General features: G+C 59.3%; 15 protein-coding genes and 4 pseudogenes. 11 read left to right on the top strand and 8 right to left on the bottom strand.

The annotated features are described in order from the left end of the window. The first annotated feature begins 366 nt into the window (after positions 1-366). On the top strand, positions 367-903 hold the full coding sequence (locus BJ6T_RS37105; RefSeq protein ID WP_014497725.1) for a helix-turn-helix domain-containing protein: 537 nt from the start codon (positions 367-369) through the stop codon (positions 901-903). A 745-nt stretch (positions 904-1,648) separates the two neighbouring features. Here the strand turns inward: BJ6T_RS37105 and BJ6T_RS44180 are convergent. Next, entirely contained in the window at positions 1,649-1,945 is a 297-nt protein-coding gene (locus tag BJ6T_RS44180; protein ID WP_014497723.1) for a hypothetical protein, read from the bottom strand. Positions 1,946-2,052: 107 nt separating this feature from the next. Next, positions 2,053-2,274: pseudogene (locus tag BJ6T_RS48760) on the bottom strand (IS4/Tn5 family transposase DNA-binding protein); the annotation flags it as partial. Between the two features lie 132 nt (positions 2,275-2,406). Here BJ6T_RS48760 and BJ6T_RS37090 point away from each other — a divergent pair. The 3 genes and pseudogenes from BJ6T_RS37090 to BJ6T_RS37080 all read left to right on the top strand — a co-directional run. Further along, positions 2,407-2,741, top strand: a pseudogene (locus tag BJ6T_RS37090) (transposase); the annotation flags it as partial. Between the two features lie 287 nt (positions 2,742-3,028). After that, entirely contained in the window at positions 3,029-4,183 is a 1,155-nt protein-coding gene (locus tag BJ6T_RS37085) for an acyltransferase family protein (protein WP_223153693.1), read from the top strand. 145 nt (positions 4,184-4,328) lie between these two features. Beyond that, positions 4,329-4,553 (top strand): hypothetical protein, encoded by a 225-nt coding sequence (locus BJ6T_RS37080; protein ID WP_018647460.1) that lies wholly within the window; start codon positions 4,329-4,331, stop codon positions 4,551-4,553. 81 nt (positions 4,554-4,634) lie between these two features. Here the strand turns inward: BJ6T_RS37080 and BJ6T_RS37075 are convergent. Both BJ6T_RS37075 and BJ6T_RS37070 read right to left on the bottom strand, forming a co-directional pair. Further along, positions 4,635-4,984 (bottom strand): annotated as a pseudogene (locus BJ6T_RS37075) (SOS response-associated peptidase family protein); the annotation flags it as partial. A gap of 31 nt (positions 4,985-5,015) precedes the next feature. Next, positions 5,016-6,203, bottom strand: a complete 1,188-nt coding sequence (locus tag BJ6T_RS37070; RefSeq protein ID WP_171463837.1) for an IS256 family transposase — start codon at positions 6,201-6,203, stop codon at positions 5,016-5,018. A 1,021-nt stretch (positions 6,204-7,224) separates the two neighbouring features. Between BJ6T_RS37070 and BJ6T_RS37060 the strand changes: the two genes are divergently transcribed. Further along, the gene (locus BJ6T_RS37060) at positions 7,225-7,527 is read left to right on the top strand and encodes a hypothetical protein (protein WP_014497718.1); all 303 of its coding nucleotides are present in this window, start codon (positions 7,225-7,227) and stop codon (positions 7,525-7,527) included. A 426-nt stretch (positions 7,528-7,953) separates the two neighbouring features. Here the strand turns inward: BJ6T_RS37060 and BJ6T_RS37055 are convergent, their stop codons facing one another. Both BJ6T_RS37055 and BJ6T_RS37050 read right to left on the bottom strand, forming a co-directional pair. Next, positions 7,954-8,157: a hypothetical protein gene (locus BJ6T_RS37055; RefSeq protein WP_014497717.1), complete on the bottom strand. Its 204-nt coding sequence runs from the start codon at positions 8,155-8,157 to the stop codon at positions 7,954-7,956. Positions 8,158-8,828: 671 nt separating this feature from the next. Continuing rightward, positions 8,829-9,725, bottom strand: coding sequence for a LysR substrate-binding domain-containing protein (locus BJ6T_RS37050; RefSeq protein WP_011084956.1), 897 nt, complete (start codon positions 9,723-9,725; stop codon positions 8,829-8,831). 108 nt (positions 9,726-9,833) lie between these two features. Between BJ6T_RS37050 and BJ6T_RS37045 the strand changes: the two genes are divergently transcribed. The 5 genes from BJ6T_RS37045 (at position 9,834) to BJ6T_RS37025 (ending at position 15,574) form a co-directional block, all read left to right on the top strand. Then, positions 9,834-10,583, top strand: coding sequence for an SDR family NAD(P)-dependent oxidoreductase (locus BJ6T_RS37045; protein ID WP_011084957.1), 750 nt, complete (start codon positions 9,834-9,836; stop codon positions 10,581-10,583). A gap of 24 nt (positions 10,584-10,607) precedes the next feature. Next, positions 10,608-11,459 carry a transketolase gene (locus BJ6T_RS37040; protein ID WP_011084958.1) on the top strand — a complete coding sequence of 284 codons (852 nt, stop codon included), beginning with the start codon at positions 10,608-10,610 and terminating at the stop codon, positions 11,457-11,459. Continuing rightward, entirely contained in the window at positions 11,456-12,466 is a 1,011-nt protein-coding gene (locus tag BJ6T_RS37035; protein WP_014497715.1) for a transketolase family protein, read from the top strand. The genes BJ6T_RS37040 and BJ6T_RS37035 overlap by 4 nt, the downstream gene beginning before the upstream one ends. Before the next feature lie 193 nt (positions 12,467-12,659). Beyond that, on the top strand, positions 12,660-13,685 hold the full coding sequence (locus BJ6T_RS37030) for a TRAP transporter substrate-binding protein (RefSeq protein ID WP_014497714.1): 1,026 nt from the start codon (positions 12,660-12,662) through the stop codon (positions 13,683-13,685). Next, the gene (locus BJ6T_RS37025; RefSeq protein WP_011084961.1) at positions 13,682-15,574 is read left to right on the top strand and encodes a TRAP transporter large permease; all 1,893 of its coding nucleotides are present in this window, start codon (positions 13,682-13,684) and stop codon (positions 15,572-15,574) included. The genes BJ6T_RS37030 and BJ6T_RS37025 overlap by 4 nt, the downstream gene beginning before the upstream one ends. A 45-nt stretch (positions 15,575-15,619) precedes the next feature. Here BJ6T_RS37025 and BJ6T_RS37020 read toward each other — a convergent pair whose 3' ends face one another. Both BJ6T_RS37020 and BJ6T_RS49290 read right to left on the bottom strand, forming a co-directional pair. Continuing rightward, positions 15,620-16,510, bottom strand: a complete 891-nt coding sequence (locus BJ6T_RS37020; RefSeq protein WP_011084962.1) for an SMP-30/gluconolactonase/LRE family protein — start codon at positions 16,508-16,510, stop codon at positions 15,620-15,622. A 34-nt stretch (positions 16,511-16,544) separates the two neighbouring features. Next, positions 16,545-17,021, bottom strand: coding sequence for an ATP-binding cassette domain-containing protein (locus tag BJ6T_RS49290; protein ID WP_202557216.1), 477 nt, complete (start codon positions 17,019-17,021; stop codon positions 16,545-16,547). Here BJ6T_RS49290 and mmsA point away from each other — a divergent pair. Beyond that, positions 17,005-18,006 (top strand): annotated as a pseudogene (mmsA, locus tag BJ6T_RS37010) (CoA-acylating methylmalonate-semialdehyde dehydrogenase); the annotation flags it as partial. The gene BJ6T_RS49290 and the pseudogene mmsA overlap by 17 nt on opposite strands. Positions 18,007-18,272 lie beyond the last annotated feature (266 nt).

The raw sequence follows: 18,272 nt of genomic DNA, 5'->3' as shown, positions 1-18,272 counted from the left end.
TCGCTGGAATTATCGGGTAATTTTGCGCAACAGGCGCAACACGATGTCGACGAACAAATGCGGACTAAGTTATTGAAATAATTGGTGATCCCAGCAGAACAAGCACATCAGCCGGTATCAATGGCTTAGATTGGCAAACCGCCCGTTCGGGCAAGATTGATCCGCAAGCGCTTTTTCGCGCACTGGCAATCAAAAGCCGCCGGATGGTGGGCCAAAAATGCGAAGGGCCGCCTCGGCTAAGGCAGCCCCAGATCGCAATCAAAAGTCCAGTAGCCTGGAATTTAGCACCCAGTCTCCCGAGCCGCAATCCGGAACCGCCATGCAAGCTGCCTTCGCCGCTGCCCTGGCGCGGAAGATGGTGCGGCCGTGAGTGCAATTCTCGACAAGGACCGGACCCGGCGAAAGCTCCATCTGTTAACGCGCGCAAATGGCGATCTACGCCTTACCGATCAAGACTTCCGGGTGCTTTGGTATATCGCCGATGCGATCGATCACGAGACCGATCTAGCCCGCCGCAAGCAGGCCACCATCGCTAAAGATCTTGGGAAGAAGGGCGTCCGCGGCGTGCAGTTGAGCCTCGGACGGTTAGCCGAGTTCGGCTACCTCAAGTTCGAGGTCAAGGAAGGCGGGACCTACGTCAATGCCTATCGCCTTCTTCTCGAAGAGGCGAATGTGGGTTCGCCTTCTTCTGACCAGAAGGCGAACAATGGTGAGCCTTTGGATGACCAGAAGGCGAACGTCGGTGCGCTTTCTGCCGGTGCAGTCCCCAAAAAGGCGAACGAGCGTGACGAAAAAGGCGAACCGTCATTCGTACATGATCCCTTATCTGTCCCTGAAGTAGCTGCAGCCGCGCGCAATGACTACGAATTCTATGCGGCGGGGGCGATGCATTGCACTAACTAACCCCCATGCGGCTCGTAGTACGCCCGCATCGCCTTCAGATGCTCTGCCTGCTGGCGGGAGTAGTGCCGGATCGAACGAAGCTCGCCCACCAGTAGGCCTACTATCAACCAGAAGGCAGTAGCCACTAGTGCCCCGAGCGCGACTTCAGAGACGCCTTTATGCTTCATCGTCGTGCTCAAGATAGCCCTCGATAAGGCGATCCAGGTCAATCTTTCTAATCGACGCCGCGATCAATCGGTCCACCTTCATATCTATTGGGGCTTTCCACAGAACTCAATCAGATAATTGATTAGAGCTCCCCCAACTCCTGCGGTCTGAAGGTTAGGACGGGTCGAAGCAAATGCGCGAACATTGTCTGCGAGCTGGACGTTTGTCATTTTGCTCTTCGAAATGCAATTGATAATGCGTGCCTGCCTTGGCATCTTGCTCGTCAGAGGCAACGCTAATCAGCGCGTCGTAGAAACCGGCCATGTAGGCAGCGCGGATCTGCGCAGGTAACGACTCCCATCGGAAGTAAGTGAAGTAAACGGCATTCGCAGGCGCGGTGATCACAAGCGGAGCCGCTACCAATATGATTCTAATCAAATCTGCCTCGTGATGCCGTGGATTAACAACTGATCGCCGTTGCGTCGCCCCGACTCGGGCGAAGATCATCCGCCCAGCAGACGTGCGCCTCAGTTTTCGCGGGGGTGGATCGGATAGTTGGGTCAAGCTCCGGTGCAGCACTCGTTCACAAACTCTGAGGCTAGCCCACCGTTACGGCATCCGCAGCAAGCAGGTCATCGATCAGCTCGGCAAAGCCCTCTCGTACAAGAAAGCGCCGGCTAAATGCCAGGCGCTGATGGTAGGGAATTAGATATCGATCGAAGCGGTCAGATTGAAGTTGGCGTGCCTCGCGCGCCAGCTCGTCCGTTTCAGGTAGGCCTTGTTCCTTGATTGCGACCAGGAGGTCCTTAAGGTCGGCCGCAGATGTTTTTTCGACAAAGACGGCAAAGTTTTCGATCGAAGCCTTTGCGCCCTCTCGACGTAAAGCCAGCACCATTGTCTGAGCGAGGCGTGCACCTGACCAAGGAAATACAATGACGTCCTGACCGTATTGCAGAAAGCGGTGCCTATCGAGATGGTATCCGCCTCGTCGACCCGCTCGTTGGAGAAGAATCGATAGGCGGCCTTCGTGTTGGCCCAATCCTGACAAACCAACGGGATGCTTTGACCCATGTCGCTCCCGATTTGTGCGAGCAATTTGCAGAACCGGCGACCAAGCCGCTCATCCTTAAACTCGCATCCCGCAACTTCCCGATCAACCCACGTCTCGATACCGGTCGTCAATCGCTGAGCACGCGCCACCGCGCGTTCCTTCACCAAGCCCATCGAGCACCCCGCACTTCCGAATCAGGTGCTCAACAACGAATCACAACAGATTCTACTGATTCAAGATTTCGGCCGCGGCCCCCCGCTCAAATCCGACGTCAAATGTGGGTAATTGAAAGATCTCTTTGCCGCTTACAATGCGCGCGCGGCCAAGCCGAGAATCTGATCAAGCTGCATATGACGCAGCTCGCCTCCGACCGCACCAGCTGCCGTTCGGCGCTCGCCAACCAGGTCCGTCTCGCGCTCCATACGGCCGCTTATTGGCTGATGCTGACCGTGCGCGAGGCGATTCCCAAAGTCCGGGAATTGGCCGCTGCCGAGTTCGCGACGCTGCGTCTTCGTCTCTTGAAAATCGCTGCCCGTGTGGTCGAGACCACGAGCCGCATTCGCCTTGCGTTTGCCGCGGCATGTCCCGAGCCGACCTGATCCGCCGTTTGCCAGGCGCGCTGCTGCCGCTCGGTCCTTGACCGGCGGGGCGTCCGCCCCCCGTTCACCCACCCCATCCCTCAAGCGCGTTGCAAAGTACGGGTCGTCAGGCGGTGAAAAGCCGAAGGCAATCCTGTGCGCCTCGCCAGACAAGATGTGCGGCCGCATCAATCGGGCCCAAAAGCCGCCCTCTGACGAATAGGCCGGGCTAGCAGTTGACGGTGCTCAGACCGTGTAGCGGCACACGGTATATGCATGTATATGCATGTATATGCATGTATATGTAAAGAAATGCGACAGATGCGTTAATAGAATTGCAGAATCCTACATGTCGAACGCGATGCTCAAATCCAGCTGCGCCACCCCGAATTTACCGCCCCCCAACGCCTTTCCCGAAGACCCCGGGTCGCTGGCTGCCAAAGAGGTCGCGCGACTGAGCATTCTTGACGGCATGCGGGGAATTGCTGCCATCTGTGTCGCCGTTTTACATTTTTATGAACCCTTTCAGTTCGGTCCTCAGAACCGGATTCCTCACGGTTATCTCGCTGTAGATTTTTTCTTTTGCTTGTCAGGGTATGTAATGGCATTTGCCTACGACCCTTCTCGCGTAGAATTGTCACCCACAGAACTTATTAAAAGGCGTCTGATACGACTGCATCCGCTCGTCGTAATTGGCTCCTTGTTGGGCTTCGTTGTGGTTGTAATCGGACGATTCTATGCGCCTATGGCTGCTGCGTTATTCAATTTTAGTGTCACGGAGTTTTTTATTCTCCTCACCTGCAGCGTACTTCTGTTGCCGCACTTATTTGTCCACGATCCCAGCTTTCCTATTTTTCCTTTTGTCGCTCCCGCCTGGTCATTGCTTTGCGAGTATGTGGCGAGCCTAACGTTTGCTCTTTGTCTGCGCCAACTATCGCTTCGATGGTTGCTAGCGATGCTCGCCTTCGCCGCGGTTGCAACGGCATACACGTGCTACGATTTCGGAAGCCTAAACGGCGGTTTCGACCGCAGAACCTTCTGGATTGGCTTTGTACGGGTAGGTTTTTCATTTATCGCGGGCGTTGTTGCTTGCCGTATTGGCAGGCAACCGCTGTTGCCAGGGGCAGCATATTACCTTCCGCTTATCATGCTTGCGACCTTTTTTTGGCCCTTCCTTTGGAAGCCCTACGATTTCCTGATCGTCACAATCGTATATCCGCTCCTTGTTTGGCTGGGCGCTAATGCAATCGGGAGTCCGTCGATCAACCGTTTTAGCGAGTTTATCGGAGATCTTTCATATCCGCTTTATATGACCCACTACGTTCCACTCATGCTATTGTTCGGCGGAACTTCGGCAGGTTGGGTTGCGCAGATCCATGCAGCGCTAGCGGTACCAAGCATGACTCTAGTTGCAATCGCTTTTAGCTTTCTTGTTAAGCGATATATCGACGAACCGATCCGTGCCACTTTGCGTCACAGATCATTTGAGCACCTCAAAGGCTAATGCAGGCACTGCCGCAGGTATGCACGGATGTGCTTATCCTGTTCTGCTCTCAGAAGCGCTTTCGCCCCCTCTGGCCTTCCAGCTTCAGGGTAATTAGCTAGGTATGAGATGTGGGTAATTGAAAGAGCTAACTCAGGCAGACCACATGTTTCCCATTCACAATATCTTCCCGAAAGAGATGGCGATAATCGGCCGCACCCTGCTGAATTACGGCGAGCTTGAACTCGACCTGATGAATTGCATCCAGGTCGTCCGCCAATACGACATGAACTCCATCTTGAAGGCGTTTCAGGATTCGGGGAGAGAAGAGCCGCATTCAGATCGCGGACGCTCTGGGCCGCGTACCCGAGCAGACACACATGCGACCTAGACGGGACGTCAGCGTCTCAGTCGCATTCCCGCGAGCGCTCCGGCAAAAAGTACATTCAACTGGTGCCCGTGCAAATGCAGCCTACGCAGCGATCTTGTCTTCCTTGTCTGCGCCGCGCATGACGATCCTCAGGGCGTCGTTGGGCAGCGGGCGCTGCAGCGCCTTTGCCTCATCCCAGGGAGTGTGCATCCAGATGTCGCGCTCCTCCTCGGTGGTCAGGATCACGGGCATTGCTTTCGGATGGATCGGCTCGACGACCGCATTGGGTGACGTCGTCAGGAAGCCGTAGACAAGGTGGGGCCGGGGATCGGCTTCGACTTGGTGCCGCGGTCGCCTCTGAACTCGGTCCAGATGCCGCCGAAGCAGAACAGCGGCCGGCTCTCCTCGAGCGCGAACCAAACCACATCTTTCTTCTTCGTCTCGGGATTTGGCGGTACTGTCCAGAATCTTTCGCACTTTTGATCAGGCGACGGCTCCGGTTTCAGAGAGTTGTGGCTGATAGAGCGGTCGCATGTTCATGTAGCATTTGGTCGACCACGCCGTTCCGGCAATGTGCCGCAGCCGGGCCGCCGCCAAATTGAGACAGGATTGACCGTCGGGGAAGGCGCCGACGACACGGGTTCGTCGCCGGATCTCCTTCATGATGCGCTCGAGCGGATTGTTCGTTCGAATCTTCCGCCAATGGATGTCAGGAAAGGCATAGTAGGCGAGCGTCTCGTGAACCGCCTGCTCGACGAGATCAGCAGCTTTGGCCATACGGCTTGCCCGCAGATCCGCGATGACGGTCCTGGCTTTCTCGTCGGCCGCGGCGCGGCTCTCCTGGGCATGAATGGCCTTGAGCATGTGGCTCACCTCGTGGACCCGGGTCGACGGCACGTGGCTGAAGACATTGCGATAAAAATGCACCATGCAGCGTTGATAGCGGGCCTCCGGCAGATAATCCGCAACGCTTTCGACAAGACCTCGGCACGCATCGGAAACCACCAACTGCACGCCCCTGAGACCGCGATCGACGAGATGCCGCAGAAACGAGGACCAGCCGGATTTGTCCTCCTTGGCGCCCTCACAGATGCCGAGGATCTCCCGGAACCCCTCGGCATTGACCGCCGAGGCCACCAGCAGCGAGACGTTGCGAACCTCACCAGCCCAGCTGCGCTTCATCACGATGCCGTCGAGGTAGAGATACGGATGCTCGCCTTCGATCCTGCGATTCCGCCACGCCTCGATCTTGGTATAGATCTTCTTGTTCAGGTTCGACACTGTGCTCGGGCTGACCCGGGGGCCCCACAGCGCCTCCGTAATGTCTTCGACCCGCCGAACCGAAATCCCGGCCAGATACATCTCGATCAGCGCCTCCTCGACCGAGCTCTCCCGCCTCCGGTAGCGCTCGATAATCGCCGTCTCGAAGGTTTGCCGCCGTAGCTTCGGAACCTTCAGATTGACGTCGCCCGCCTTGGTCTGCAGCGTTCGCTCGTAGCTGCCCGCCCGCGTGTCCTGCCGGGCCGGGCTGCGCTCATAACGCCCAGCACCGCACAGCTGGTCCGCTTCGGCCTCCAGCATGGCGTTCAGTGTCTCTTCCACCGTCCCGCGGACCATCTCGCCCAGGTGATCTCGAATCCGGGCCTCATCAATTTGGATCACCTGACCCATGGCATTCCCATCGTTCATTCAAAGCTCCTTCATTCTAGAGGAAGCCGTCAATCCTGAAAGTGCGAAAGACTCTGTACGTTACCGAATGCAAAGCAGTTTTGAGATGGCGTGCAATCTTTTGACAAACATTTACGGGGCAATGCAATGAGTTCGAAAAACATCAGAATTTCATCGACATCGGTGACCAGACAGGAATGGCGTGCTGTCGACGCAGTCGTTAACACCAAGGGCAGAGATGCAACATCCTTTCATGCCGAACCGAGTGCCGCAGTAGTTACCGAACGCAGATTAGCAAGTCTGGGGCCTTCACAAAAATTACCGTCTCAATCGAGCCGGCCAATGTGTCGACGCGACAAGCGATCCGCCGGCTGAATGATGAACTGGAGGGGCGAGTCTCACCTTCGGATACGTTCGCATCCAAAACTGCATCCTGATCCGCGCTCATGCTTGGCCCATGCACTTTGCATATGAGACAACGGCGTTCTCGAGCACGGAGTTGATGCAAGGGGACGTTCTGCGAAGGACGCTAGAGCTGGATGCTCTACTGGAGGCAGTTCATCCTCATTTTTTCCACCATCCGAAGAACTTATTCTTCATCGTGCTAACGCAAAGTTGCGACCTAGTACCTCGCGGGCCAGCGGGCGGATGCAAGGCACCGTACATTGCCATTGCACCGGTGCGCAGTCTCGAATTGGTCGTAGAACGACAGGTCGGTCAATTCCAGGCTCCTGCTGTGAAATCCGATCTCCCTATCGTTGGACTTCGGGCGAGAAATAAGATCTCGGAGTTTATGGGCCGGCTTTTGAATTACAACGAGCCTGGCTATTTCTTTCTGGATTCCGAGGGCACAGATCTCAGGTAGACTGCATAGCGTTTCTCAAACTTTCCATCGCTGTGAAGGCCGATCTCCACCTAGCAACCTGCGTTGCGGCGAAGATCTTGCAATTGACAGACACGTTTCAGGCAAAACTTGGTTGGCTAGTTGGCCAAATGTATTCGCCCGTCGGAACGCAGGATATGGATGCTGACAAAGCGACAAAAAATTGCGGACTCTCAGAAGAGCGTTGCTCTGTGGTTCGATGACTCAAAAATCAAAGCGGTTGAATCAAGGTTCGCCGAACTCCGTCAGTTGGATCCCAATAAGAGTATGTCAGAGGCTGAAATTGCGGCGATGATCCGCGCCGTCCCATCCGTCCGAAAAGAGGTGATGACCCGAGCGACGGAAATCATCAAAGATACGCTTGGCGAGAACCAACAGGGAGCGGCTCGACGCTTAAGTTCAAGATTAGCGAGCGACGCTGCGCTAAAGAAGCTTTTGCGGTAGATGTCACATGTCGCGGTGACGTGACAGTCGAGCGAGCAACCAGTAGCTGGATTTCGCCGCGCAGGGCATGATCACGATCACGGATTGGTCACCTCACGCTTCGTTCGGCTCCTAGGACGCAAAGCGTCTGTGGACCCATCACGACTACTGACTTCGTAAAGTCACATAGGCGACCGACCTAGAATACTGAACCTTGTGCGCTGGTGCTGATGGCGATGACATCGCCACGGCGGCAGATCTTCGCGACGGCGGCGATGTCGCCGTCCGAAGCTCCACCCTGAAAGAGTATTTGCGCAGAAGATCGACAATAGGCCGACGGCTCAGGAGCGGCTTTGGGCGCGGCCGGAGCAGGCGCCTGACCATAAGCCGAACCCACGAGGGCCATGCAAAGCGCCGCAGGCCAATGTCTCAGCATGATCTCCGTACCTACTTCTTCGTGCCGTAGGGGCTTTGGTTCGTCGGAGCCAGTGAGATTCCTTCCTCAGATGCTTTGTTGTAGATCGCGTTTTCGGTTCGGCCCAACTTCAGGCCGATCACTCGCGTCGGTGTGTTGCCCTTCACAAGTTGTTTGAGTTGGCTCACTTCGCCTGACGTCGACTGCTTGCCGCTATTCCGGGTCGACTTCGCCATTGCGCGCTTCCTCTTATTGGTGGGTGCCGTAACGGTTCCCGGTGTTTGAATTCACATAGGTCCCGCCGCGGTGCAACGATCCCGAGCCGCCTGAAAAGCTGCCGCCGTGGCTTGAGGTGTGGTGTCCGCCGCCATAGCTGACACGGCCCCCGTGACCTCCTCCGCGAGCATCGGCCGGTCCAATTATTCCGATTGCCAAAAAAGCCCGGCAACGAGCGTTGCTGCCCTCATATTGTTCCCCCTCAAAAACGTCTCTTGTAAATTCGCTCCTCTATCCAACTGCAACCGATGCGGGAGCGCAAGCCGTAGTGCACCGATGACACTTTCTCCACTGGTGTGTGGATGTGAGACTTTGGACCTAGGGAAAAATACGGGTAAGGGGCGACCTTAAAGGTGCAGACCGATGATAAACCGGATGGCAAAGAAGGTGCCCCCGGCGACCACGGCAGTGGCGCTAATCGCGAACACTACTCTCCAACCCTCGTCCATTGTGCCTCGCGATAAAACGACCCCCGCGGGGGCAACGCGGAGGCCGCTGTTGGGGCGCTCCAAGGCAGGGGGTCCTGAAGCGATACGGCAACGTGCACGCGGTCGGAGGGGTTCCTATGAAGGGCAGATCCTCAAAACGCGGTGGATTTCCGCATCAGCTTCAGGAATATCTCGATGAGGTCTCACTGCGAGGAGCGAACATCTCCGCCGCCGAGTTGGGCCACCACCCAATCCGCAAAAGCTCGTACCGACGATCTTTGTCGGCTTGCGCGCGGGTAGATCAAGCGGTGACCGACGTAGCGGATATCGTTGGCGCGTCCGGCCAATGGAGCGACCAAGCGCCCGCACGCCAGTTCGCGTTCGGCCAGAAGCGTTGATTCCAAGGCCACGCCCAATCCCTCTGCAGCCGTCGCGATCGCAAGAAAGCTTCGGTCGAATCTCATGCCGTGAAGCGCAGGTGCTTCTAACCCATTCGCGGTGAACCATTGATGCCACTGCACCCGCTTCACGTCGGAGCGGATGAGCGTCTGATCGAGGAGATCGGCAGGCTTCCTGATCGATTTTGCGAGCGAGGGCGAGCAGAGCGGCGTGACCGTCTCCTCCGGCAGAGGGACAATTTCGACGCCCTCCGCGCGTGGCGGACCGTAGACGATGTCGATATCGAAATCATCGTTGCTGAAGCGCGCATAGTCCGTGCTTGCAGCCAGCCGAACCTCGAGCTTCGGGTAAGCAGCGAGAAACTGTGCAAGCCGTGGTGCCAGCCATTGCGCAGCAAAGCTGGGCGCGGAATGGACGCGCACCAATTGTGGTCCGCGCGCGGCAACTTCCTCTAGGCCACGGCGGAGCTGATCGAATGCCGCTCCCGTGTGACGCATCAGGTTCTCGCCGGCCGGCGTAAGTCGCACGGATCGTGCGCTGCGCTCGAACAAAGCGGTCCGAAGGGTGCCCTCCAGCTTGCGGATGGCATGACTAACGGCACTCGGTGTCAGGTGAAGCTCATTCGCCGCATCGCGAAACGATCCGGTGCGGGCAGCCGCTTCAAAGGCACGAATTGCCGATATGGGGATATTCGACAGCATCCCATAAGTGAACCAGATTCATCGATCCGTGACAACTGCGCGTTTGTCCGTTGGCGGTCGGCGGGTCATTCCTAAGCGCCAAGGAAGAACAATTTGCGGGAGGAACTGATGCTGCTCAGCGGTAAGACGGCCATCATTTCGGGCGCGGCCTCGCCGCGCGGGATCGGGCTTGCCACCGCCCGGCGGTTCGCCGCCGAGGGCGCTCGGGTCGCCATTCTGGATATTGACGCCGGCGCTGCGACGGATGCTGCGGCATCGCTCGGAAATTCCCATATCGGACTAGGGTGCGACGTCGCCGACAAATCGTCCTGCGAACAGGCGGTCGCCCGCGTGATCGAATCCTTTGGCGGCACCGATGTTTTGATCAACAATGCCGGCATCACCCAGCCGGTGAAGTTCCTGGAGATCTCGGCAGCCGATTGGGATCGCATTCAGGACGTCAATCTCAAGGGCATCCTGTTTCTCTCCCAGGCGGTGATCCCGCATATGCGCGGACGGAAAGCCGGATCGATTGCATGCATGTCGTCGGTCTCGGCCCAGCGCGGTGGTGGAATTTTTGGCGGCCCGCACTATTCGGCCGCGAAGGCCGGCGTACTTGGTCTCGCCAAGGCGATGGCCCGAGAGTTCGGCCCGGACGGCATTCGCGTCAATTGCGTCACGCCCGGCCTGATCGGCACCGATATCACCGCGGGCAAGCTGACCGACGAGATGAGGGCGAAGATCCTGGAAGGCATTCCGCTCAATCGTCTCGGTACGGCCGAAGACGTCGCCGGTATCTACACCTTCCTGGCCTCGGATCTCTCCGCCTACGTAACCGGCGCCGTGATCGACGTGAACGGCGGCATGCTCATCCACTGAGCCAGCGAGACAAGGGTCAGATCGATGGAAACCTCGACCAACGCGCTTACGAACACGCCCAAGCTGACGGACCGCGCCCACAATATTCGCCGCAATGCCCTGCGCATGGGCGAAGTTCAGGGCCAAGGCTATATCGCACAGGCGCTCGACATCTCTGACGTTCTCGCCGTCGCCTATTTCCATGCGATGCGCTACAGACCCGAAGATCCGTCCTGGGAGGAGCGAGACCGCTTTCTGCTCTCCAACGGGCATTATGCCATCGCGCTCTACGCGGCCTTGATCGAGGCGGGGATCGTCCCCGAGGAAGAACTCGAAACCTATGGCAGCGACGAGAGCCGCCTGCCGATGTCGGGCATGGCCTCCTACACACCGGGAATGGAAATGTCGGGCGGCTCGCTCGGGCTCGGACTCAGCATCGCCGTCGGCATGGGCCTGGGACTCAAACGCAAGAAATCCGGAGCGCGGGTATACACCTTATTTTCCGATGGCGAGCTTGACGAAGGCTCGGTCTGGGAGGCGATCCAGTCGGCAGGCCACTACAAGCTCGACAATCTGATCGGCATCGTCGACGTCAACAATCAGCAGGCGGACGGTCCTTCCACGCAGGTCATGGCGTTCGAGCCGCTGGTCGAGAAGCTTCAGGCCTTCGGCTGGTTCGTGCAGCGCGTCAACGGCAACGATCTCAATGCCGTGGTCGCCGCCTTCGACGCGGCCAAGTCCCATCCCGAACTCAAGCCGCGGATCATCGTCGCCGACACGCTGATGGGGAAGGGTGTTCCCTTCCTCGAGCAGCGCGAGAAGAGCCATTTCATCCGCGTCGAGCCGCACGAATGGCAGCTCGCGCTTGCCGCGCTGGAAGCCGGGAGGCAGGCATGAAGACCGTCAGATCAGCACCGCAGCCGGGCAAGCCGCGCCTGACCACCTCAGCGATGATCGCATCGATCGCAGCCGAGGGGCAGAAGACCAGACCGGGGCCGTTCGGACACGCGCTCGTCGAACTCGCGCGCCACCGCCCTGAGGTGGTCGGCATGACGGCCGATCTCGGCAAATACACCGACATGTACATCTTCGCAAAGGAGTTCCCGGACCGCTATTACCAGATGGGCATGGCCGAGCAGCTTCTGTTCGGCGCCGCCTCCGGCCTCGCTGCCGAAGGCTTCATGCCTTTCGCGACCACTTACGCGGTGTTCGCGTCTCGGCGGGCTTACGATTTCATTCACCAGACGATTGCGGAGGAAGACCGCAACGTGAAGATCGTTTGTGCTTTGCCCGGCCTGACCTCGGGCTACGGCCCGAGTCACCAGGCCGCAGAGGATCTCGCGCTATTTCGTGCCATGCCAAATATGACGGTCATCGATCCCTGCGATGCCCACGAGATCGAGCAGTTGGTGCCTGCCATCGCGGCGCATCAGGGGCCAGTCTACACCCGCCTGCTGCGCGGCCAGGTGCCGGTCGTTCTGGACGAGTACGACTACAAATTCGAGCTCGGCAAGGCCAAGCTGATCCGCGACGGGAAGGACGCCCTGGTCATCTCATCCGGCATCATGACCATGCGCGCGCTCGAAGCCGTACAGACCTTGAAAGACGACAGCATCGATATTGCGGTGCTGCATGTTCCAACCATCAAGCCGCTCGATACCGAGACGATCTTGCGTGAAGCCGGCAAGTCGGGCCGCCTGGTCGTCGTTGCCGAAAACCACACAACGATTGGCGGTCTCGGCGAGGCGGCTGCCGCGCTTCTGATGCGTTCCGGCGTCCATCCGCCCTTCCGCCAGATCGCATTGCCGGACGAGTTTCTTGACGCCGGCGCACTTCCGACCCTGCACGACCGCTACGGGATTTCCACCGCAGAGGTCGCACGGCAGATCAAGCGGTGGCTTTAGTGTACCGGCGCTAAGCGCCAACTTAGCCAAGCCCAGGTGAGGAGCTACGCCCGTCGCATGTTGCGGCGGCGAGTGATTGCTCCTGCCCAAATGCCGGTGGTCGAGAGCCGGCAAGCGAAGAACCCGGAAAGCTGCACGTCAGCCTGCGCTGATGCAACGGGCAGCAACGTCAATGAAGGACCAGGAGGAAAACATGACTGCATCGAAGCCCGGAAGCATCAGTCGCCGTTCGCTGTTGATGGCCGCCACCACCGTTCCTCTCTGCGGGATTCTCACCCGCCCGGCGTCTGCCGCCGAGTTCGTCTACAAGTTCGCGACCGGACAGGACCCAACGCATCCGGTGAATATCCGGGCGCAAGAGGCGATCGACCGTATCCGCGAAGCGACGAGCGGTCGGCTGGAGATCAGGCTATTTCCGGCCAACCAGCTCGGCTCCGACACCGAGCTTTTGACCCAAGTTCGCAGCGGCGGCGTCGAGTTCTTCAACCAATCGTCCTCGATTCTTGCCACCCTCGTACCTAGCGCAGGCATTGTGAACACCGGCTTCGCATTCGCCGACTACGACAGCGTATGGAAGGCGATGGACGGCGACCTCGGCACTTACATCCGGGCGCAAATCGCCAAGACGCCAATCATGGCGGTTTCGAAGGCCTGGGACAACGGCTTTCGTCAGGTGACCTCGTCGGGCCGCGAGGTCCGGACGCCGGATGATCTGAAGAATTTCCAGATCCGCGTTCCGCCCGCGCCGCTGCTCACCTCGCTCTTCAAGGCGCTCGGCGCCGGGCCGACGCCGATCAACTTCAACGAGGTCTATTCCGCGTTGCAGACCAAGGTCGTCGACGGCCAGGAGAATCCGTTGCCGATCATCGCGACCGCGCGTCTTTACGAAGTGCAGAGCACGTGTAGCCTCACCGGGCACGTCTGGGATGGCTACTGGATTCTGGGCAACAAGCGCGCCTTCGAGCGCCTGCCCAAGGATGTGCAGGAGATCGTGACGCGCGAGCTCGATCGCTCCGCGGTCGATCAGCGGGCAGACATCGCAAAGCTCAGCCAGTCCCTGCGCGCCGATCTGTCGACCAAAGGTCTCAAGTTCATCGACGTCGATCGTGCCGCTTTCCGCCAGGCGCTGTCTAAGACCAGCTTTTACGCCGACTGGAAGGGCAAGTTTGGCGAGGAGGCATGGTCTCACCTTGAAAAAGCCGCGGGCCAGCTATCATGACCAGCGTGAGCCATACGCCGCATGTGGATACCGGGCTCGCGGCCGGCAGATCTCAAGCGAATTCGCGCCGATGGGTGGTGACAGCGAACATGGTGCTTGGCCACGCTGTCGCAGTCCCGGCGGCCTTGCTCGTGCTGGCGGAGATCGTGGTGCTGTCCGCGGGCATCGTGGGCAGATACGTATTCCGCTCGCCGATCGTCTGGTCCGACGAGCTTGCCGGCATTCTCTTCCTCTGGCTCGCCATGCTCGGGTCTGTGATTGCGTTCCAGCGCGGCGAGCACATGCGGATGACCGCCATCGTCGGCGTGCTCAGTGCGGAGCTCCGCGCGTTCCTGGATGTCATAGCGGCCGCGGCGTCGCTGGCATTTCTCGTGCTCGTCGTTTGGCCGGCCTATGAATTCGCCGCCGACGAGGCCTTCGTCACCACTCCGGCGCTCGAGATCGTCAACACCTGGCGTGCGGCAGCGCTGCCGATCGGCATCGGGCTGATGCTGATCGCAGCCGTCCTCCGGCTCATCCGCATCGCGAGCCTGCGCAGCTTGCTGGCCTCCCTGGCGATCGTCGCAGGCATCATCGGAACGTTCATTCTGCTGGCGCCGGTCTTGAAGGCACTTGGCAATCTGAATCTTCTGATCTTCTTCGTTTTCGTGGTCGGCGCGATGGTCTTTGCGGCCGTGCCGATCGCGTTTGCATTTGGCCTCGCCACGGTCGGCTATCTCGCCCTGACAACCAGCACGCCCGACGTCGTGATGATCGGACGAATGGACGAGGGCATGAGCCACTTGATCCTGCTTGCCGTGCCTCTCTTCGTCTTTCTCGGCCTTCTGATCGAGATGACGGGCATGGCGCGCGCCATGGTCAGCTTCCTGGCAAGCCTTTTGGGCCACGTGCGTGGCGGACTGCACTACGTGCTGGTCGGGGCGATGTATCTGGTCTCAGGCATCTCCGGCTCCAAGGCGGCGGACATGGCTGCGGTGGCTCCAGTGCTGTTTCCCGAGATGCGGCAGCGTGGGGCCAAGCCCGGCGATCTCGTTGCGCTCCTGGCCGCGACGGGGGCGCAGACCGAGACGATTCCCCCGTCACTCGTTCTGATCACGATCGGCTCGGTGACCGGTGTGTCGATCTCGGCGCTGTTCACCGGCGGGTTGCTTCCGGGCGTGGTGCTCGCGATCATGCTCGCGGCCGTGGTGTGGTGGCGATACCGCCGCGAGGACCTGTCTCACGTCAAACGGGCGACGGGGCGGCAGATTGGCCGCGCCTTTGTGATCGCGATACCGGCCATCGCGCTGCCATTCGTGATCCGGACCGCCGTCGTCGAAGGCGTTGCGACGGCAACGGAGGTCTCGACCATCGGGATCCTGTACTCGGCCTGTGCGGGACTCTTCATCTATCGGCAGTTCGACTGGCGCCGCATCTATCCGATGCTGGTCGAGACGGCTTCGCTGTCGGGGGCGATCCTGCTCATCATCGGCGCGGCGACGGGCATGGCCTGGGCGCTGACCCAGTCGGGATTTTCTGCCTCTCTTGCAAAGTTCATGACCAGCCTTCCCGGCGGAGTACCTGTCTTCCTTGCCGTGACGATCGTGACCTTCGTGATCCTGGGCAGCGTTCTGGAAGGGATCCCGGCCATCGTCTTGTTCGGCCCGCTCCTGTTCCCGATCGCGCGGCAGGTCGGGGTGCACGATGTCCACTACGCGATGGTGGTCGTTCTCGCGATGGGCATCGGCCTGTTCGCGCCACCGTTCGGCGTCGGCTACTACGCGGCTTGCGCCATCAGCCGCATCAACCCGGACGAGGGCATGAAGCCGATCGTGGGCTACATGATCGCGCTTTTGATCGGCACGCTGATCGTCGCGGCCGTGCCCTGGCTATCGATCGGCTTCCTTTGACGCATCTGCGGGACGCCTTGCGGGACAAAACCGCGAGGCACCTCGTCAGGCGAACTTCGGCAGATGCAGCGGCAGGCCCTCGCAGGGCATATCGATCTCTTCGACTTGCCCCTTGCCGACTTCAGTCACGCGTAGCTTCTTGCCCTCGAGCGTGAAGGCACAATTCGTCGGCTGCGGCCCATCCAGGATCAGCCGGTCGACGACTTCACCCCGTCGGTCCAGCACCCTGACGTTCTTCTGGTTGTAGACCGTGCAATAGAGGCGGCCATCCGTGCCGAAGGCCATCCCGTCCGGACCTTTGAAATCGGGATTGGCATTCGGTTGCAGGACGTTGCCGAAGACCTCGCGTCTAGGCGAGGCTTCGCCGAGCACGTCATATCGGTAGATCTCGCCGGTGAAGGACGCGTTGGCATAGAGGTGATTGTCGGAGCCGAAAGCAATGCCGTTGGTGAAGCGGATCTTCCGATCGAGCACGCGTAGCACCTTCATGGCCGCCGGATCGATCTCATACACACGGCCGTCCCAATCAAGGTCCATATAGCCGTCGACGAAGGCCTGGCCGTTGATGAAATCTTCGGCCGCCATGCCGGAGTCGGTCAGGTAGAGCAGTCCGTTCGGGCCGAAGCAAAGATCGTTCGGAAATAGAAAGCGGTCCGTACCTTCGCCCTGCATGCGCCGGATCTCGTTTCCGCCGTCGTCGATGCAGATCAGCGCCCGGAGGCCTGCTTCCGCGATCCAGATCCGGCCGTGGCCATCAGTCGTCAACCCGTTCGGACGCCCGCCAGTCGTCCGGATCACCCTGCGATTGCCGCGAGAGTCAAGCCGTGTGATGCAAAGGGTCGACGCGGACATTTCGGTCACATACATCGATCCATCGGGCAGGCACACCGGCCCCTCCGGAGCTCCAATTCCGGTGGCAAACAGTCTCGACGCCATTTTTTCCTCCCGTTCTCCAGATTGCCGGCGCTCGTTACGAGATGACCAGGCCGCTGGCCGGATCGATCAGCACCACGCGATTGAGGTCGATGGCGAGGTTGATCCGCTCGCCATGGCTGCTGACGTCATGAGCCTGCAACTCCGCGACCGCATCGACGCCGCCGATCTTGATGGTGGTGAATGTACGGGTCCCCGTCGGCTGAATGAGGTCGACGACGGCCGAATAGGAGACCACCCCGTCGCGCGGAGGTCCGCCGCCAGCCCGGCTGAAGTGCTGGGGTCGAATGCCCACCAGAACTTCTTGGCCATCCGCACCTGTCCGCAATTTGGCTCTTGCATTCGGAAGCGTCAGCGCACCGCCGGACTGAAACACAACTGCGGCGCAGCCGCCGCTTGTCTTGAGGGTCGCCGGGACGAGGTTGATCGACGGAGACCCGAGGAAGCCGGCCACAAAGCCCGTACGAGGCTGCTCGAACAGTTCAAGCGGAGCCCCCTGCGGAAACACCTTCATCCTGAAGCCGTCGGAACGTGATCCATCCGCTTCGCTAATCATGGCGGAATGGCTGAAGGAAGCCGGCCTGCCGGATGGCGTCTTCAACGTGGTGCAGGGTGATAAGGAAGCCGTCGACGCGCTACTGCATCATCCGAACGTCTCGGCGGTCAGCTTCGTAGGGTCCACGCCCATTGCGCAGTACATCTATTCGACCGCCGCGAATACCGGAAAACGCTGTCAGGCTCTCGGCGGCGCCAAGAACCACATGATCGTGATGCCCGATGCCGACATGGATCAGGCGGTTGATGCACTGATGGGTGCCGCTTACGGCTCCGCCGGCGAACGCTGCATGGCGATTTCTGTTGCCGTACCGGTCGGCGAGGGGACCGCAGACAAGCTGATCTCAGCCTTGGAGCCGAAGGTTCGAGGCCTGAAGGTCGGGCCGGGTACCGATCCCGAGGCCGAGATGGGTCCTATCGTCACGAAGCAGCATCTGGACAAGGTCCGAAGCTACATCGATGCGGGCGTTGCGGACGGCGCGAAGTTGCTCGTCGACGGACGCAAATTCAAAATGCAGGGCTACGAAGACGGCTTCTTCCTGGGCGGGACTTTGTTCGATCACGTCAAGCCGAGCATGAAGATCTACAAGGAGGAGATCTTCGGGCCAGTGCTCTCGGTCGTGCGAGCACCGGATTATGCGACGGCCGCGCGGCTGATCAATGAGCACGAGTTCGGCAACGGGACATCGATCTTCACACGTGACGGCGATGCTGCTCGTGAATTTGCTCACCAGATCAAGGTCGGCATGGTCGGCATCAACGTTCCGATTCCGGTGCCGATGGCCTTCCACTCCTTCGGTGGATGGAAAGCGTCGATCTTCGGCGATCATCACATGCATGGACCGGAAGGCGTCCGCTTCAACACGCGAATGAAGACAGTGACAAGCCGCTGGCCAACCGGAATACGGGCCGGTGCCGAATTCGTCATGCCGACCATGTCATGACGGCTGCCGGATACTGCTTTTGTCTGTTCTCCCAGACTGCGAGGGCCATCGGCCCTCGTTCTTTTCATAGGTCATTCTAACGGCCTCTGTCTTAGAGAAATGCTCGAGCATGCCGCAGACAGTTGTGTTCGGCCGTAGCTCGAATGGCGGGTTTTGGCGCCCAAGAAACTTAAAAATGCTTTATCTTTCATTTGGGATTGACTGACACTCTCTCCGTCATTGGCGCGATTTTGTACGCCTCCGCATTTCGACTGAGGTCGACCGCG

Origin of the sequence: Bradyrhizobium japonicum USDA 6 (assembly GCF_000284375.1) — a bacterium.
GTDB classification, from domain to species: Bacteria; Pseudomonadota; Alphaproteobacteria; order Rhizobiales; family Xanthobacteraceae; genus Bradyrhizobium; species Bradyrhizobium japonicum.
This window is presented reverse-complemented; position numbering and strand designations above follow the sequence as displayed.

What these genes read in the sequence shown, in the direction of transcription:
- BJ6T_RS44180 (WP_014497723.1), bottom strand. Translation starts at nt 1,945, where the DNA reads ATGGTGCTGGCTTTACGTCGAGAGGGCGCAAAGGCTTCGATCGAAAAC.
- BJ6T_RS37085 (WP_223153693.1), top strand. Translation starts at nt 3,029, where the DNA reads ATGTCGAACGCGATGCTCAAATCCAGCTGCGCCACCCCGAATTTACCG.
- BJ6T_RS37080 (WP_018647460.1), top strand. Translation starts at nt 4,329, where the DNA reads ATGTTTCCCATTCACAATATCTTCCCGAAAGAGATGGCGATAATCGGC.
- BJ6T_RS37070 (WP_171463837.1), bottom strand. Translation starts at nt 6,203, where the DNA reads ATGGGTCAGGTGATCCAAATTGATGAGGCCCGGATTCGAGATCACCTG.
- BJ6T_RS37060 (WP_014497718.1), top strand. Translation starts at nt 7,225, where the DNA reads ATGCTGACAAAGCGACAAAAAATTGCGGACTCTCAGAAGAGCGTTGCT.
- BJ6T_RS37055 (WP_014497717.1), bottom strand. Translation starts at nt 8,157, where the DNA reads ATGGCGAAGTCGACCCGGAATAGCGGCAAGCAGTCGACGTCAGGCGAA.
- BJ6T_RS37050 (WP_011084956.1), bottom strand. Translation starts at nt 9,725, where the DNA reads ATGCTGTCGAATATCCCCATATCGGCAATTCGTGCCTTTGAAGCGGCT.
- BJ6T_RS37045 (WP_011084957.1), top strand. Translation starts at nt 9,834, where the DNA reads ATGCTGCTCAGCGGTAAGACGGCCATCATTTCGGGCGCGGCCTCGCCG.
- BJ6T_RS37040 (WP_011084958.1), top strand. Translation starts at nt 10,608, where the DNA reads ATGGAAACCTCGACCAACGCGCTTACGAACACGCCCAAGCTGACGGAC.
- BJ6T_RS37035 (WP_014497715.1), top strand. Translation starts at nt 11,456, where the DNA reads ATGAAGACCGTCAGATCAGCACCGCAGCCGGGCAAGCCGCGCCTGACC.
- BJ6T_RS37030 (WP_014497714.1), top strand. Translation starts at nt 12,660, where the DNA reads ATGACTGCATCGAAGCCCGGAAGCATCAGTCGCCGTTCGCTGTTGATG.
- BJ6T_RS37025 (WP_011084961.1), top strand. Translation starts at nt 13,682, where the DNA reads ATGACCAGCGTGAGCCATACGCCGCATGTGGATACCGGGCTCGCGGCC.
- BJ6T_RS37020 (WP_011084962.1), bottom strand. Translation starts at nt 16,510, where the DNA reads ATGGCGTCGAGACTGTTTGCCACCGGAATTGGAGCTCCGGAGGGGCCG.
- BJ6T_RS49290 (WP_202557216.1), bottom strand. Translation starts at nt 17,021, where the DNA reads ATGAAGGTGTTTCCGCAGGGGGCTCCGCTTGAACTGTTCGAGCAGCCT.